The organism is Oscillatoria sp. FACHB-1407 (genome assembly GCF_014697545.1).
Taxonomy (GTDB): domain Bacteria; phylum Cyanobacteriota; class Cyanobacteriia; order Elainellales; family Elainellaceae; genus FACHB-1407.
This window is the reverse complement of record NZ_JACJSA010000008.1, coordinates 128,796-144,492: the sequence shown is the minus strand read 5'-3', so window position 1 is coordinate 144,492 and position 15,697 is coordinate 128,796. Positions and strand designations below refer to the sequence as shown.

Annotated in this window: 13 protein-coding genes; 4 read left to right on the top strand and 9 right to left on the bottom strand. The window is 50.4% G+C overall.

The window, feature by feature from the left end; translation table 11 throughout:
* Nucleotides 1–13 precede the first annotated feature (13 nt).
* From H6G89_RS15190 to H6G89_RS15180, 3 genes are all read right to left on the bottom strand, one after another.
* Nucleotides 14–763: a cyanoexosortase B system-associated protein gene (locus H6G89_RS15190; RefSeq protein WP_190507749.1), complete on the bottom strand. Its 750-nt coding sequence runs from the start codon at nt 761–763 to the stop codon at nt 14–16.
* Between the two features lie 100 nt (nt 764–863).
* Nucleotides 864–1,697, bottom strand: coding sequence for a cyanoexosortase B (gene crtB / locus H6G89_RS15185; protein WP_242059969.1), 834 nt, complete (start codon nt 1,695–1,697; stop codon nt 864–866).
* Nucleotides 1,698–1,757: 60 nt separating this feature from the next.
* Nucleotides 1,758–2,942, bottom strand: a complete 1,185-nt coding sequence (locus tag H6G89_RS15180; protein WP_190507745.1) for a DegT/DnrJ/EryC1/StrS family aminotransferase — start codon at nt 2,940–2,942, stop codon at nt 1,758–1,760.
* Between the two features lie 451 nt (nt 2,943–3,393).
* Between H6G89_RS15180 and H6G89_RS15175 the strand changes: the two genes are divergently transcribed.
* The 3 genes from H6G89_RS15175 to H6G89_RS15165 all read left to right on the top strand — a co-directional run bounded on the left by H6G89_RS15175 (nt 3,394) and on the right by H6G89_RS15165 (nt 5,516).
* Entirely contained in the window at nt 3,394–3,735 is a 342-nt protein-coding gene (locus tag H6G89_RS15175) for a Dethiobiotin synthetase (protein WP_190507743.1), read from the top strand.
* 208 nt (nt 3,736–3,943) lie between these two features.
* Nucleotides 3,944–4,903 (top strand): glycosyltransferase family 9 protein, encoded by a 960-nt coding sequence (locus H6G89_RS15170; RefSeq protein WP_190507741.1) that lies wholly within the window; start codon nt 3,944–3,946, stop codon nt 4,901–4,903.
* Between the two features lie 13 nt (nt 4,904–4,916).
* On the top strand, nt 4,917–5,516 hold the full coding sequence (locus H6G89_RS15165) for a D-glycero-alpha-D-manno-heptose-1,7-bisphosphate 7-phosphatase (protein ID WP_190507739.1): 600 nt from the start codon (nt 4,917–4,919) through the stop codon (nt 5,514–5,516).
* On the opposite strand, the gene H6G89_RS15160 is transcribed toward H6G89_RS15165, so the two are convergent.
* From H6G89_RS15160 to mutS, 3 genes are all read right to left on the bottom strand, one after another.
* The gene (locus H6G89_RS15160) at nt 5,491–6,999 is read right to left on the bottom strand and encodes a carotenoid oxygenase family protein (protein WP_190507737.1); all 1,509 of its coding nucleotides are present in this window, start codon (nt 6,997–6,999) and stop codon (nt 5,491–5,493) included. The genes H6G89_RS15165 and H6G89_RS15160 overlap by 26 nt on opposite strands.
* 37 nt (nt 7,000–7,036) lie before the next feature.
* On the bottom strand, nt 7,037–8,503 hold the full coding sequence (locus H6G89_RS15155; protein WP_190507735.1) for a folate/biopterin family MFS transporter: 1,467 nt from the start codon (nt 8,501–8,503) through the stop codon (nt 7,037–7,039).
* A 315-nt stretch (nt 8,504–8,818) separates the two neighbouring features.
* On the bottom strand, nt 8,819–11,470 hold the full coding sequence (gene mutS / locus H6G89_RS15150) for a DNA mismatch repair protein MutS (RefSeq protein ID WP_375539696.1): 2,652 nt from the start codon (nt 11,468–11,470) through the stop codon (nt 8,819–8,821).
* Nucleotides 11,471–11,868: 398 nt separating this feature from the next.
* Here mutS and H6G89_RS15145 point away from each other — a divergent pair, with 398 nt between their 5' ends.
* Complete coding sequence (locus H6G89_RS15145; RefSeq protein WP_190507731.1) at nt 11,869–12,174, top strand: PepSY domain-containing protein; 306 nt, start codon at nt 11,869–11,871, stop codon at nt 12,172–12,174.
* A 98-nt stretch (nt 12,175–12,272) separates the two neighbouring features.
* Here H6G89_RS15145 and mnmG read toward each other — a convergent pair whose 3' ends face one another.
* The 3 genes from mnmG to H6G89_RS15130 all read right to left on the bottom strand — a co-directional run bounded on the left by mnmG (nt 12,273) and on the right by H6G89_RS15130 (nt 15,491).
* Nucleotides 12,273–14,219: a tRNA uridine-5-carboxymethylaminomethyl(34) synthesis enzyme MnmG gene (mnmG, locus tag H6G89_RS15140; protein WP_190507729.1), complete on the bottom strand. Its 1,947-nt coding sequence runs from the start codon at nt 14,217–14,219 to the stop codon at nt 12,273–12,275.
* A gap of 596 nt (nt 14,220–14,815) precedes the next feature.
* The gene (locus H6G89_RS15135; protein ID WP_190507728.1) at nt 14,816–15,175 is read right to left on the bottom strand and encodes a HepT-like ribonuclease domain-containing protein; all 360 of its coding nucleotides are present in this window, start codon (nt 15,173–15,175) and stop codon (nt 14,816–14,818) included.
* The gene (locus tag H6G89_RS15130; RefSeq protein WP_190507726.1) at nt 15,156–15,491 is read right to left on the bottom strand and encodes a nucleotidyltransferase family protein; all 336 of its coding nucleotides are present in this window, start codon (nt 15,489–15,491) and stop codon (nt 15,156–15,158) included. Before H6G89_RS15130 ends, H6G89_RS15135 begins: the two co-directional genes overlap by 20 nt.
* Nucleotides 15,492–15,697 lie beyond the last annotated feature (206 nt).

Genomic DNA, 15,697 nt, shown 5'->3' with positions numbered 1-15,697 from the left:
ATCTTTAGTGAGGTCAGGAGTTTGAGTAGAAAATATTTGCCATTAGGGTTGATTGAATGGTTTGCCCTAATGATTGAGCCAGTGATTCAGCGGTGTTAATGTCTCCAAGTGGTCTAATTGGAATTAGGACACTCACGGCAATCCACGGCATACGATGGCGATCGCGCCATTGAGTTAGCTGATCTACCCAAAACCATTGGCTTGGGGAAGCATTTCCTCCATTTGACCAGGCATACCATTGCAGGACTGCATAGGTTTGCCGTTGGTTCCAACCCCGTAAGAAGCGCGCACTGACAGTTACCGATTCGGCTTTAGAGCTGCCTTCGGGCAATGCGAAGTTATCGATTGTGAATTTGAGACGACGCTGAGAGTCAGCAGTCCACCGTTGCACCCCATTTATATCCATCCAATCTACCTGGGGTTGGTCACGATGCCAAGTTTGTGGTCTTAACATCACCAAAATTGGAACCTGTTGAGTTCCTTCTGATGCAGGTTCAAGCGATTGGATTTCCTGCACCGACCATTTATGACCACCGATTTCGACCTTCTCCTGGTGCAGCGTCTCCCACCCAGGAATTGCTAAACCTTCAGTTTGCAAAGCTTTAATTTGACTGAGATGGGGTACATCGGGGGGAGTGCTCCAGGACCACTGCTGGGTTAAGTAGCCAGGAAGTGCGCCTGCTGTAGCAATTGCCAGCAAAAACACCGCAATTAGGATGGTTAATACAGGCGATCGCCTTGGGACCTGAGGGAAGGACGACATAGTTTATACCTTGTTTACACCTAAAACAACAGTAAACATTGCCAACATAGACATCGCAGGAAACATCGACTAATTACGTTTGATGCAGCCTCCAAAATTGTTACTGTTGAACTTCCAGTTCTGCCGAATCAGAACTTAACCACTGATCGATAACCCTCAATAGCAAGACCAATAGCCCTAGCATACACGCTGAGTATAGATCACCACCCCAACCATCATGTAACCAATCAAAGGCCTGATCTCGACCCGTTCCATGAAAGAACGTGAGGAGTGTATTACGGATAATATTGGCACTTACGCTAATAAAAATAACACTTAAGAAAAACGAACCGGTTTTGCTACGAGAGTTCCAAACTCCGGTCCAATAAACGAGTATGAGCCCGACATAAAGACTTGTGAACAACATTTTCAGCCCTGCACAGTAGGGTGCAACCTCAACAATTTGATCATTGACGTATAGATAGATTTGATCGACTCTGACACTCATGTTGAATTGCAACAGGATAAATCCCGCTGTACCTGCAATAAACTCTTGCAGTGGAAGAGTGTAAGGAGCAATAAGGTAAGGCACGTCGGTTGGGGTTGCTAGGAACACTAACAGGAGAGGAAATGCTTGCAGCTTGAGCCCAGGTAGCCCTTTGAGCCACAGACAAAGCCCGATCAAAATGATTGGGAAGGAAAGATTAACCGCATTCGTCACTCCGCTGAGGTAGAGTAACACTCCCGCTATCAATCCTACTAGCCCTGTAATGTGGGACTGGTTCGGTAGCTCCTGCCAGCGATCGCGGTTGCTCCAGCAGAGGTAAGCGGCAAACGGCAAGCCAATTAGACCGTGGCTATAGTATTCGTGCTCGGTACTGATGCTTTTATTCAGCCAACCATCGACCCAATGTATCAGGAGTGGGGCGTACAAGGTCAGGAGTAACCCGGCCATGGCAAAGGTTGGCACCTGAGAGTCGAACTGTCGGAATAAACTAGTTTTGCTTGACATTGGTCATCCTAACGTCAGTGAACTACAGAGTTTTTCCTCAGCGGATGGAAGTTGAAACAGTGTTGTCAGTGTATCAACGACTCGGAGTACTTGAGCTTGATCAAGACCAGGATACATAGGGAGAGACAAAACCTCCTGACACAGAGCTTCGGCATGGGGAAAGTCACCTGCCTGATAGCCCAAATGTTGGAAAGCCGGTTGGAGATGACAGGGAATGGGATAGTGAATTCCAGTTTGAATGCCCTGCTCTTGTAGTTTATTTTGAATGGTGGCTCGATCGATGGGGCAGCTATCTGTTACTCGAACCACATAGAGGTGGTAGACATGACCATGACCACTGTGGTTCTCGATTGGGATAATTCCTTGCGATCGCAGGGGTTTGAGCAGTTGATTGTAGAGCTGTGCAGTTTGATTACGATCGCCATTCCAATCGGAAAGATACGGTAACTTTGCGCTGAGTACGGCTGCCTGGATAGTATCCAGGCGACTGTTTGTACCATAATCAGTGTGATAGTACTTGCGGGGCGCACCGTAGTTGCGTAGCGATCGCATGGTTTCTGCAACAATCCACTCGCGAGTAACGACCATACCTCCGTCGCCAAAAGCCCCTAAATTCTTACTGGGATAGAAGCTAAACGCAGCAGCAGTCCCCACTGAGCCAGCGCGATAGCCTTCCCGTTCTGCCAAATGTGCTTGAGCTGCATCCTCGAAGATTAAAAGGTCATAGGTGCTAGCGAGATCGAGCAATTGGTGGGGTGATACCATTTGCCCATAGAGATGAACTGGAATAATTGCTCTGGTTTGAGCTGTGATAGCTTTTTCTGCCGCGCTCAAGTCAATCAGAGCCGTATCGGGGTCGCAATCGACAAAGACAGGTGTCGCGCCAGAGCGAATGACGCCAATAAGGGTTGCAACAAAAGTGTTAGCAGGCAGAATCACTTCGTCTCCGTGGCTGATTCCACAAGCTTGTAACCCTAGAGCGATCGCGTCCGTGCCACAGGCAACACCAGTGCCAAAGTTTGTTCTGCAAGCCTGAGCAAATGCCTGTTCAAATTCTGCTACTCTTTGACCTAAAACATAATCTCCTTGCTGTATAACCGCTTGCACCGCCTGTTCTAGCTTAGATTGGATGGGCTGGTGTTGCGGCTTAAAATCCACGAAGGGAATTGTTGCATGAACCGTGTTCATAAAGGTTTTTGAAGAATGTGGAGGTTAAGAGGTGGGCAACTGGATGTGGTTATAGGGCGAAGTTACGAAGGGTAGAGTTTTCTAGGCAATGCGAATGGGAAAACAACTGGAGATAGGATATTGCACTGTTAAGATTGTCATACTTCCAGTTATGGGCGATTTACGGTCGAATGAACAGGGTTTAACGGTGAAGAGTCTGTAAAGTGAAGGCTGTTCCTAAGCAAAAATTGGCGAACAGTGGGGTGTTGAGTGGTTGAGAGGGGCGATCGCAGTAGGACGGTTAGACCATGAACCGATGCAGTTTGTCCCTAGGGTCAAGGGTCTATCTGCTTGATGTGTCAGGGATGATTGGGATCTTTACCTGTCGGTCTACGCGGAAGAATGATGAAGCCATTCAGGTAGGGTCGAACCATACGCAATCTTCAAACTTCATTACATGTCTACAAGGGTTATGGATTACACAACTGCCCATCAATTGTTGCTTTATCAGGGAAACCCGCCTGGAACTGATGCAGATGCTCTGTTGACGCGACTGAAGCAGGGGAAACCGCCCATTCCAGGGCAAGTTACAACGCTGCTGTTAGCTCTCAAGATCGTCTTTGAGGCATTACGGGATGTAGATAGCTTCAATCGGGAGTTAGTCTACGCATTACATAGTTTGGCGAGTGACAGCCGCGAGTTGTTTGTTGTGGGACAACGACAGGGAGTGACTTGGCCTCCTCTGCTAGATGAGGATTTGACTCGTATTGCGATCGCTGTAAAAAGTATCTTTGCGGGCGTGTGGCAGGGGTAGAGGAGTGAGGAGGTGAAGGGTAGAGGGGGCAAGGGTAAAGGATAGAGGGGTGAAGTAGGTGTTTCTGTATCAGTTCTTGGTTGTGGACAGTTTGGCTGCCTCTGTTCTAGGGAGTTTTACAAAAAGAGAAATCAATCTTCCAAATGTTTGGTTTGAAGTGAGGGACATTCCCCTTAAAATAAGGAGCGAATCTACGTAACAAAATATTATGCGAATTGTGGCTCTCGTCCCGGGCGGGATAGGTGACCAAATTCTATTCTTCCCAACCCTTGACAACTTAAAACAAATCTATCCAGATTCTGAGATTGACGTTGTAGTAGAGCCTCGATCAAAGGGTGCCTACCGAGTTTGTAAATCGGTCAATGATACGATCGCCTTTGATTTTAAAGATCGCAATAGCCCTGCCGATTGGGCTAATTTACTCGGTGTGTTGCGCGATCGCTCTTACGATGTGGCGATTGCTCTGGGGCAGCGGTGGGCAGTGGGTTTGCTGTTATGGCTGACCGGGATTCCTGTTCGGGTTGGCTATGCGGGGGGCGGCAATTCTTTCCTCACGAATTCAGTACCGCTCAAGACCGATCAGTATGCTGCTGAGATGTATCACGATTTGCTCAAGGGTTTGGGAATCAAAACTCCCTGTCCTGAGTTGGCGATCGCGATTCCCAAGCGAGATATTGATTGGGCTGAGACAGAACAGAAGCGATTAGGGATTGCTGGCAGTGGTTATGTTCTGATTCACGGTGGTTCTAGCGAATTGGCTGTCACCAAAGGTATTGACAAAATCTATCCTGCTGAGAACTGGCAACAAATCGTTCAAGACTTTCAACAGAAACAACCTGATCTACCCCTCGTGGTCGTTAAGGGACCCGATGACCAGGACATTGTCGCGGCTTTAACCAAAGCCAATCCCACTCTAAAGGTCACCACTCCAGGGGATGTGGGTAAACTGGCTGCGATGATTGCGGGAGCCAATTTGATGTTGTGTACTGACAGTGCTCCGATGCATCTAGCGGTTGCACTCAAGGTGTATACCCTGGCGTTATTTGGTCCGACCGATCCCGCGAAGTTATTACCTGTCAGTGATAAGTTTGCAGCAATCAAATCTCCGACTGGGAACATGACAGACATTGCTCCTGCAACGGTGTTGCAAAAAGTCTGGGGAGGCTGATGACGGACATGGCATGAGCAGAGGAGCCGTTTTTCTTGACCGCGATGGTGTGCTTAACCTGGAAGCGGGATATATCCGTCGGGTTGAAGATTTGCATCTCGTGCCAGGTGCGGCTCATGCGGTGCGGCGATTGAACGACTGCAATGTGTTTTGCTGTTTAATCTCCAACCAATCGGGTCCGGCCAGGGGCTACTATCCTATCACCCATGTGGAGGCATTACATCAACGGCTCTGCTCATTGCTACAGACTGAAGCAGGAGCAAGACTGGATGCGCTGTATTACTGCCCTGATCTAAGCTCGCCAGAGGGTGGGATTGAGCCAGAGTTTACCCGATGGACGACCTGGCGCAAACCCAACACGGGAATGCTTGTCTCCGCTGCCTGGGAATACGACCTCGATCTGAATCAGAGTGTCATGGTGGGAGACAAAGCAACTGACATTGACCTGGCACATAATGCGGGATGTGTGGGCGTGTTGGTGCAGACAGGATATGGCGATCGCGTCTTACAGGGCGAGTATCAACATGTCATACAACCGGACTACGTCGCCCATGATCTAGCAGATGCCGTAGCGTGGATCTTGCAGACTAAATTCCAAACACCGTCGGCGTAAAGCTACCGTGTAGCCCATAAGGGACATGGTGTTTGAGGCGTAGACGGGCGATTGGTTCCCGATTGAGGTTACCAGCATCCAGGATCACTAACTCCGATCGCTCTAGTTTGGCATTAAAGAACAGTGCCAGCAGCCAGCCATCATCCTCAACATGGGGATCAGCGTTGGGACGGGGTACAAACACAGGTTCTCCAGCATAGCCCCAGGGAGCCGCACTCCACAATTGGCGGTTACCGGTTTCCAGATCTAGTTTCAAAATGCCCTGGAGGGGAGCATTGCCCAATGGCGAGTGAGCCGCTCCAATGTAAAGGTAGCGGTAAGGTCTGCCAACTTGCTGGGGATGCAATGTGGGAAATTCGCAACAGCGGGGTTCTACCAGATGCCACTGAACCGTTTTGGCTGCCAAATTGATTGTGAAACGCCATAGCTGCCCTGGTTCCAGTGCATCAAATTTGGTCTTGAGATAATCTGCCTCTGGCTCTACTACCGGCAATTTAGCGTAACAGATGGAATCGACGTAGAGGTTGCCGTCCTGCTCAAAGGCATTGGCGTGGTGGAAGACAAACCCCGACTCTGCTGGAAGAATCTGGACGGGTTCCTGAGTGTAGCGGGGAATGACGATGATTTGAGTCGGTTGATCTGCCCGGAAGGTAATGCATTCTCCAGCACCACGCAACCCCACCGCAAAGGGGAGGGGGTTAAAGGTTACAGGATTTTGGAAAAAGATGCAGTAGTTAGGAGTGATAACGAAGTCATGGACAAAGGCAAATCCCGGCACGGAATGGGAATGTTGCCGCACGACCTGACCTGTTAAATCGAGTTCGTAGATCGTGATGGTGCTGGATAAGCCCGTTTTGATCGCAAAGTTGACCATTCTTGGGCTTCCATCATCAGCACAGGCAGGATCAAAGCGAGGATGGGCTGAGAAAGCGGATCCTGGTTGTAATGTGCCATTCAGATATTCCAAGCCCAAGGTATCAAGCATGTTGGGATCGAGCCGATGGGGTTCTGCGGCTTCCCACAGTGCCATAAGCTTGTCACCCCAGTAGACAACGTTTGTATTGGCGATATTTTTAAGCCGGAAGTCAAAGGCGTTGGCTAACCATCCTCCCGGTTTCTGAGTACCAAACACACCGCGATAGAGAATCTTTTGCGCTGCTTGTTCCGCGACAAACCCTTCTGTGCGGACGAAGCGATTGCGGTAGTGAGCACGTCCGTCCTTAAAGGCGATCGCGCTAATCATGCCATCGCCATCAAAGGGGTGATGAATCCGTTGTCCATTGACATCCAGGAGTCCGGGTCCATTGCGAAAGAGCGTCCCTTGCAGATCGGTGGGGATTTCTCCCTCGATGTCATCGATCCAGTAGTCATGCTCTTGTTTGAGTGACCGATAGCCCTTCTGCCAATCTTGCAAATTGTAGGGGTTGGCATCCGGAGTAGTGGTCACCTTTGCCTGAGTGGATTGATCTGGAACGGTTTGCATGGTCGTTTTGAAGCACTAGGTTGAGAGATGGACTCGCTTAATCGGCAGGTTCTTCAATGGGTTGCCGCCCTGAAGGGACGACAAGCTCTGGACGTAACGGATTTTCAATCGCACTGTTGGCGATCGCCCCGGTTTCTAGGGTCACTGCTGAGCCTGAAGGCAGCACCCCTGAGCTAGCGTCAGTGGTGACCGGGAGTGGTTGAGAAGATGCCCCAGGAAGCCATACCAGAAACGGGAACGGTAACAATGTGCTGAGATTAGTGATAACTACCAACAGCCAAAGATTGGTGAAATCGGTTTCCGTAACGCCTAACAGGTGCATTAGCCCCGCCCCAAACTCGTAGGACAGCAAACCTGCAAGATTTGTTACTGACATTAACAACGCAAACAAAGTTGCCTCAACCCCCGGTGGACAGAGTCTCGCGGCTAAGACCAGTACAGGCATGTAGGCGATCTGCCCCATTACGGTCAGAACTAAGCTGTCTCCCAGGCTAAACCAGTGGTCATCGATCCCCAAAGCCCGATTGGTGTGGGTAACAAGGAGCAGCATCGTCATGCCTAGAACGGCAGAGATCACCATCGTCCAGGCAAAAATAGTCCGAAACGGGACTGACTTAAAAAATCGCTGAAACAGCCAAATTCCAACCAGGGATGCCACACTCGTCACTAACCGAACCCGTCCTAAAAACTCTGGCGAGAAGCCTAGTTCATTTGTGGTGAAGAAGAAAAAGGCAGACTCCGCTGTGGGAGTAGCCTGCCAGAGAAATAAAAATGCAGTGGGCATCCAGATCGACTTTTGTGTGATTGCCCCTTTTAATTGCTTCACCTGATTCCAGACGATCGCCCAATCGGTAGCATATTCCACCTTTGACTCTGCGATTAATCCTGCCACCATCGACACAATCAGGGGAAAGGTTGCTGTTATGGCAAATACGGTGTGGGTGCTGAAGTGCTCTAACAAGAAGCCACTGAAGTAAGCCGTGATCAGCCCCCCAACGGCTGATGCGCCCCAGCAGAGGGATTGTAACGACCCCGCATCACTGACCGACTCCTGCCGTGCTCGCTCCACTACCAGAGAATCGACGATGACATCACTGACGGCGATCGCCAGAGAACTGAGAGCGATCGCGATCATCGCTGCCCAGGCGGTGTGTACCAGGGTTGCCAAACTGACCCAGGACAGTGCGCCCAAAAAGCCCGATAGAACTAAGTAGGGGCGACGACGATAGCCAAAGATTGGTAGCCCATCGGAGATAAACCCAAACAGGGGTTTAATCATCCACGGTAAGGCAGCAACCCCGACTAATGCTGATACCTGGGCAGGTCCTAGCCCTAACTCATCTTTGAGGAAGAAGCTGACCGCAAGTCGTGCCAACCCTAAAATACCCTGGACAAAGTACACCAACAGAATTGCCATCAACTCTGGGGTAGGTTCATGTCCAAAGAAAACCCGTTCTGTCAAGGAATCCTTGAAGCGGCTGAATCCGGGGGACAGTATAGCCATGTAAGCTTGTAATCGTTAAGAAACATGAATCATTCCTACTTATGATAACGCTCCTTATCGGACTGTCTAGCGGGAAAGGGAATAGGGAAGAAGGAAGAGAAGGGAAAAAAGAAAAAAGAAGAAGGAAGAGAGAAGAGGAAAAAAGAGGAAAGGATGAAGGCTAAAGGATAAAGGCTAAAGGATGAAGGCTAAAAGGGGCAAGGAAGTAAGGATAAAAGGGTACTCGACAACGTAACCCACGGTAAGGGAAAGAAAAAGAAGAGAGAAGAAGGGAGTAGGGAGAGCATTTTATTTTCTTTTTTCTTTTTTCAATCTTCAGTTTTGAAAGATGTCGAGTTGCTCGATGGGCTTGGCTTCAGAGACGCGACGCGAAGCGGTTTCTCCTTTAGGAGAATCGCTCCTGCCGTTTTTTTCAGTTCCGTTTTTATCAGCTTTGGGAGTGCTGCCTTTGCGTAAGCCGATCGCGATGCGAGAGTGTTTTTCAATTTGTCCCATGACCTGTTTAGCCCGTTGGATGACAGAGGCGGGTAATCCAGCTAACCGTCCGGCTTCAATGCCGTAGGAGCGATCGGCTCCACCGGGACGCACTTGATGCAAAAAGATGATTTGGTCGGGCAGTTCTTTGACGGTGACTTGATAGTTGGCGACGTTTGACAGCAGGGATGCCAGTTCGTTGAGTTCGTGATAGTGGGTAGCAAAGATGGTGCGTGCCCGAATTTCGGTTGCCAAATGTTCGGCCACTGCCCAGGCGATCGACAAGCCATCAAAAGTAGCAGTGCCCCGTCCAATTTCATCCAGTAGCACAAGCGATCGCGGTGTGGCGTGGTTGAGGATGTTAGCCGTTTCGTTCATCTCGACCATGAAAGTGGATTGCCCCGTTGCCAGGTCATCGACTGCCCCAACACGGGTAAAGATGCGATCGCACACGCCCAGGGTGGTGGACTGAGCAGGGACAAAACTGCCGACCTGTGCCATCAGTTGAATCAGCCCGACCTGCCGGAGATAACAGCTTTTGCCGCTGGCGTTGGGTCCGGTGAGGATGATCAGATCAGGGGAGGAGATTAAAGATGTGGAAGAGACGCGATTAATCGCGTCTGTACTCGGCGATGAAGGGATAGCAGAATTCCCCAGTTGGGTGGAGTTGGGCACGAAGAATCCACTGGGTAGGGATTGCTCGACGACTGGGTGGCGACCGTCTTCGATCTGGATTTCGCGAGTTGGGACAATCTCTGGACGGCAGTAGTTCTGATAAACTGCCACTTCTGCCAAGGCACAGAGCACATCCACAGACGCGATCGCCCGTGCTACGGAGCGAATTAAATCTGCGTGTTCTGCGACCCCTTCGCGTAAGCTCACAAAAATCTCGTATTCCAGATTGTGCAAGTCATTCTTGGCATTGAGAATGGCACTTTCGCGCTCCTTTAATTCGGGAGTAATGTAACGCTCTTCGTTGGTCAGGGTTTGCTTACGGATGTAACCGTCTGGAATTTTGTCACCCGATTTAGCGCGAGAGATGCTGATGTAATAGCCAAAGGTTTTGTTGAAGCCGACTTTCAGGTTAGAAATACCGGTGCGTTGCCGTTCGATCGCCTCCAGTTGGGCGATCCACTGCTGATCGGCATCGATTTGCTGCCGGAGTTGATCGAGTTGGGGGTTAATCCCTGCCCGGATTAATCCTCCCTCCGTCAAATAAATCGGCGGGTGCTCGACCAGATGTGCCTGGAGGGTTTGGGCTAATGTTTCGAGCACGGGTGAGACGGTTTGTAGGGCAACCAGATAGGGCGATTTCGTAGCAGCAACCTGTTGAGCCAGATCGGGTAATTTGGCTAGCGAATCCGCCAGAGCAACCAGATCACGAGCATTGGCATTGCCTGCTCCCGATCGCCCCGTAAGTCGCTCCAGGTCATAGATTTGCTTCAACAACTGCTGCAACTGTTGTCGCAGGTTGCCCTGGTCGATCAGTTCCTGAATCGTGTCTTGTCGGGCTTGAATCGCAGCAATATCCAGCAACGGTTGCAACAACCAGCGGCGCAGTGCCCGACCTCCCATCGCCGTAACGGTGCGATCGAGTGCCCATAAGAGGGAGCCATGAAAGGTGCCGTCCCGTGCCGTTTGGGTGATTTCCAGGTTGCGGCGAGTCTGGTGATCCACCACCAGATATTCCGTCAGTGTGTAGGTGCAGAGTGGTTGCAGCAGCAGTCGTGTTTCTTTCTGAGTGTCCTCCAGGTATTCCAGTAAACCACCCGCCGCTCGCACCGCCAGAGGCAAATGCTCACAGCCCATTCCCTCCAGCGATCGCACCCGAAACTGTTCTAACAATCGCTGCCGGGCTTCTGCGGGATTGAAGGGAGTCTGCGATCGCAAGGTGTAGCAAAAGTGAGATGGCAAGCAGTTGGGAATTTGATCAGAGGTTTGCCCTGGGCGCAATAAACCTGCCAGATCAGGTGCATTTGTAGGAACGAGCACCTCAGAAGGTTGTAACCGCATCACTTCCTGCGTGAGTTGATCTAATCCGGTGGATTGCGTCGTTAAAAATTCGCCTGTAGAGACATCCGCGTAGGCTAATCCCCAATGGTTGCCTGCAATCACAACCGCTGCCAAAAAGTTGTTACGGCGGGCATTTAGCATTCCCTCTTCGAGCACCGTACCGGGGGTAATGACTCGCGTCACTTCTCGCTGCACCAGTCGCCCCTGGACATCAGCGGCATCTTCTGTCTGGTCACAAATCGCAACGGCGTAACCCCGCTCTACCAACAGGGCACAGTAGCGATCGAGCGCATGATGGGGAATGCCTGCCAGGGGAACCCGCCCCACTTCTTTGCCCCCATCTTTGCTGGTCAGCACCAGTTCTAGCTCTCGTGCCACGGCGATCGCGTCTTGAAAGAAGGTTTCAAAGAAGTCACCCACTCGATAGAGCAGCAGCGCATGGGGATACTGATCCTTCATCTCGACGTAGTGCCGCATCATCGGGGTCAGGTCGTCTCGATTGACCGACTGGTGATCGGCATAGCGAACGGCGTGTTTGACCAACCGTTCGGGCAGATCGGCGATGGGGTTTGAGTCAGCAGATGCAGGCGAGTTCATGAGCAAGACAGAGAGAAAGGGAAGGCAGAGGGGTAGAGAAGTGGGGGGATGAGTTTCGAGTTTTGGGCTGAGACATTACTCCTGGCACTCAACACTCTTAACTATTAACCATTGACGACTGACCATTAACTCTTTTGTAAAGCTACGTTGACTGTTAATGACTTTATCGTAAGGACATGAGATTTGGGGAACCCGGTTGGTAGCGGTTTACGTGTTGCTACTGTAGATTGGGAACAGCATTTTCCTGTTTTGTCGTCGCCTTTTATCTCTCCGCTTGACCTATGAAACTGAATCCACGTTTATTGGCGATCGCCTCTGTTATTATTCCCCTGACTCTTGGCACAGTGGCTCCAGTAGCACGAGCCGATAAAGATGATGAATATCCTCGTGCTCAAGCAGGGCCAATTCTCTCCATGCCGCAGTTGATGCGCATCGTGTTGCAAATTGCTCCAAACAATGAGATTGAGGAAGTCAACCTGGAGCCACGAGGTGAGCGTGGGCTGATCTATGTGGTGGAGTTAAACGACGAGCGTCTGGTTTACGTCAATGCCAGAAGCGGCGAGGTTTTGGAGATTGAGGAAGACTAAGGGGAAAGGGTGAAGGATAAAGGATGAAGGATAAAAAATAAAGGATAAGAGTGGAAGTTGGTTCCATCGTTCAGTGTTTATCCTTATTGATCTATCGCTCATCCTTTGTTTAACACTTCTTCAGCCGCCGGGTGCGTCTGTTGCGACTCCCTGGTATCTCGCAGAGATCGCACCTCTAGATGAATCAGCAGGGCATTCACATCCGCTGGGTTGACTCCACCAATGCGAGCGGCTTGCCCAATCGTGAGGGGTCGCACTTTGGTCAACTTCTCGCGAGATTCTTTGGATAGCGTGCTGATGGCGTGATAGTCCAGGTCGGGAGGCAGTGGACGGTGGGCTTGTCGCGCCACCTGGTCAATCTGATTTTGTTGACGCTGCAAGTAACCCGCATATTTAATGTCAATCTCTGCGCCTTCGCGCTCAGCTTGGCTCAACTCAGGGTTACTCAACCCATAGCGATCGAGATGGACATAGTGAAATCCCGGTCGCCGCAAGAGGTCAGCAAGAGTAATTGAACCCTTAATCGCCTGCTGTGTATCCGCCACAATTTGTTTGCCCAGCGGATCGTGTTCCTTGACGCGGGTTTCGTGCAATCGCTCTTTTTCAGCGACGATATTGGCTTGTTTGCGGCTAAACAACTCCCAGCGGCGATCGCCAACCAATCCAATCTCACGACCCAGCGGAGTCAGTCGCTGATCGGCATTGTCCGATCGCAGCAGCAATCGATATTCTGAGCGGGAGGTCAGCATCCGATAGGGTTCGCGCAAATCCTTCGTACACAGGTCATCCAACAGGGTGCCGATGTAGCTCTGTTCGCGTGGCAACACGATCATCTCCTGCCCCCGTGCAAAGCGAGCGGCATTAATTCCGGCAACGAGTCCCTGTGCTGCCGCTTCTTCGTACCCGGTGGTGCCGTTGATCTGTCCGGCACAGAACAGTCCCTCCACTTTTTTGGTCATCATCGTGGGATAGCACTGAGTTGCCGGGATGTAGTCGTATTCCACGGCATAGGCTGGACGTAGCATGACGCAATTTTCTAGACCGGGGAGCGATCGCAACATTTGCAATTGCAGCGTTTCGGGCAATCCGGTTGAAAAGCCCTGGATATAAAGCTCTGGAATGTCTCGCCCTTCTGGCTCAATGAAGATTTGGTGCGACTCCTTATCGGCAAATCGCACGATTTTGTCTTCAATGCTAGGGCAATAACGCGGTCCCTTGGCATCCACCCAACCGCCATAAACAGGGGACAGGTGCAGATTCTCCCGAATCAGCCGATGAGTTTCCGCTGTAGTGCGCGTCAGGTAACAGGGCATTTGCTCTCGCTCAACCCATGCCTCCGGGTCAAAGCTAAACCAGCGCACCTCTTCATCTCCGGGTTGAGGTTCCAGTTTGCTGTAATCAAGCGATCGCTTATCAACTCGTGCCGGAGTCCCCGTTTTCAGGCGATCGGTTTCAAAGCCCAGGCGGTTCAGCGTTTCGGTTAGCCCCACAGCGGCAAACTCACCCGCTCGTCCCGCAGGCATTGACTTGTTGCCCACCCAGATAATCCCACCCAAAAATGTTCCTGTTGTCAACACCACCGTTTTGCATTGGAACGCAACTCCAAAATAGGTTTGCACCCCAATCACTTCGTCATTCTTGCCCAGGATCAGATCCGTCGCCATTGCCTCACGCACCGACAGATTTTCCTGGTTCTCCACAATCCGCCGCATCACCGCCGCATATTCTCGCTTGTCAGTCTGCGCTCGCAATGCCCACACGGCTGGCCCCCGTGAAATGTTCAGCAACCGCTTTTGCAGATAGGTGCGATCGGCCATTTTGCCAATCTCACCGCCCAGCGCATCGACTTCGTGGGTCAACTGTGACTTAGCTGGACCTCCCACCGCTGGATTGCAGGGTTGCCATGCGATCTTATCCAGATTCAGCGTCAGCATTAAGGTGCGGCAACCCAGTCGTGCAGCGGCTAACGCTGCCTCACAGCCAGAGTGTCCGGCTCCAACGACAATGACATCAAAATAATCTTGAAATTCAACGGGCGTGCTCATGTCTGGTAGCGGCTGACGGGATGGGAATCGAGTTCTATTCTAACGGTTTAGACAGGGGCGGTTCGCGAACCACCCCTACAGGTATATAGATGTATAACCCTAATTTATAGACCTGAATTGATAGAAATGTTATCAGGAGGGGTTTGGCAGTGCCAAACCCGTACAAGCATTCGTCGCCTTTCTAATTCAAATTGGTATTAGAAGGGCAAAGAAGCCGAGGAGCTAGAAGGACTACTTCACTTGACGGTTAGAGTTAAAAGCGCGATCGCTTGAGGTCTGAGCTTCGTCCTTTGAGTTCTGAATTCGGAGTTTCCTATTTTGAACTCAAAATTTTCTACTCCGAACTCGAAGTTCTGTGTTTTGAACTCGGAGCTTTCTATTCTGAACTTGAAATTTCCTATTTTGAACTCGGAGCTTTCTATTCTGAACTTGAAGTTTCCTATTTTGAACTCAAACCTTCAAGTAAAAAGGTCAAAGTTCCATGTTTAGGAGTTGAAAAGTGGAGGTTAGAGGGCATTAGCGAAGTTCTCCGTCGGAATCGCCTGACTACAAGACTGATGCAGTAGATGACATTTTCCTTCAGGTTTCCCGTATTCCTATGATCGCCCGTTTAGTAAAGGAGGTAACAGGGGTTCTAGCTGTGCTAGAAGAGTGGCTAGTTCTGTAGTGATGACGTTCCAGATGATGTCTTGCTGAATTTCGTCATAGCGGTGAATGATGATGTTCCGTAAGCCAACAATTCTACGCCAATCAATCTCCGGGTGAGTTTGTCGGAAGGTATCGGAAACTCGACCTGCGGCTTCTCCCAAAACTTCGAGTTGTCTTTCTACGGCACTTTGAATCAAGATGCTTGCCTGATAGTCATCAGACGTTAAACCCATGGTGAATTCTTGAATTCGACGAATGGCTTGCACCATATCCCAAACGGAGGCAGCATCACGATTGTTCGCTTGCATAGACGATTTGACGAGTGTTCAAAATTTCTGAGCGACGGTAGGGATTTTTCAGCCCACGTTTGTCTACTAAATCAACTTCCCGGTGGAACAGGGTTTCTAGTTCTTGCTGCATATCCATCCAATCAAACAGGTTTAAGCCATGATCGGGAGCAAGGGTAACTAAAACATCAATGTCGCTGTCATCTCGAAAGTCATCGCGCAAGACAGAGCCAAACACGGCAAATTCAATCACATGCCATCGGTGACAGAACTCGATAATTTGCGATCGCGTTACATGGCAGCGATCGCTCATCATGGCTTGTAATTCAGTAGTCATTGGTTCTGACACGGCAGATCACAGATTCCTTCAAATTATGTCCTAGATTGTCCTGGATGCAGCAATAGAGGCTTGAGCTAACCCTTTGCGTAACATTACAGGTAAGTTGATGAGGCATTGCGCCCTCCTACGCTCTCAACCGCCCACAGGATTTGTTCAACCCGTGTTCAAGAGTATTCACGTTTGTCCAGGTTTGTATCTGTAGA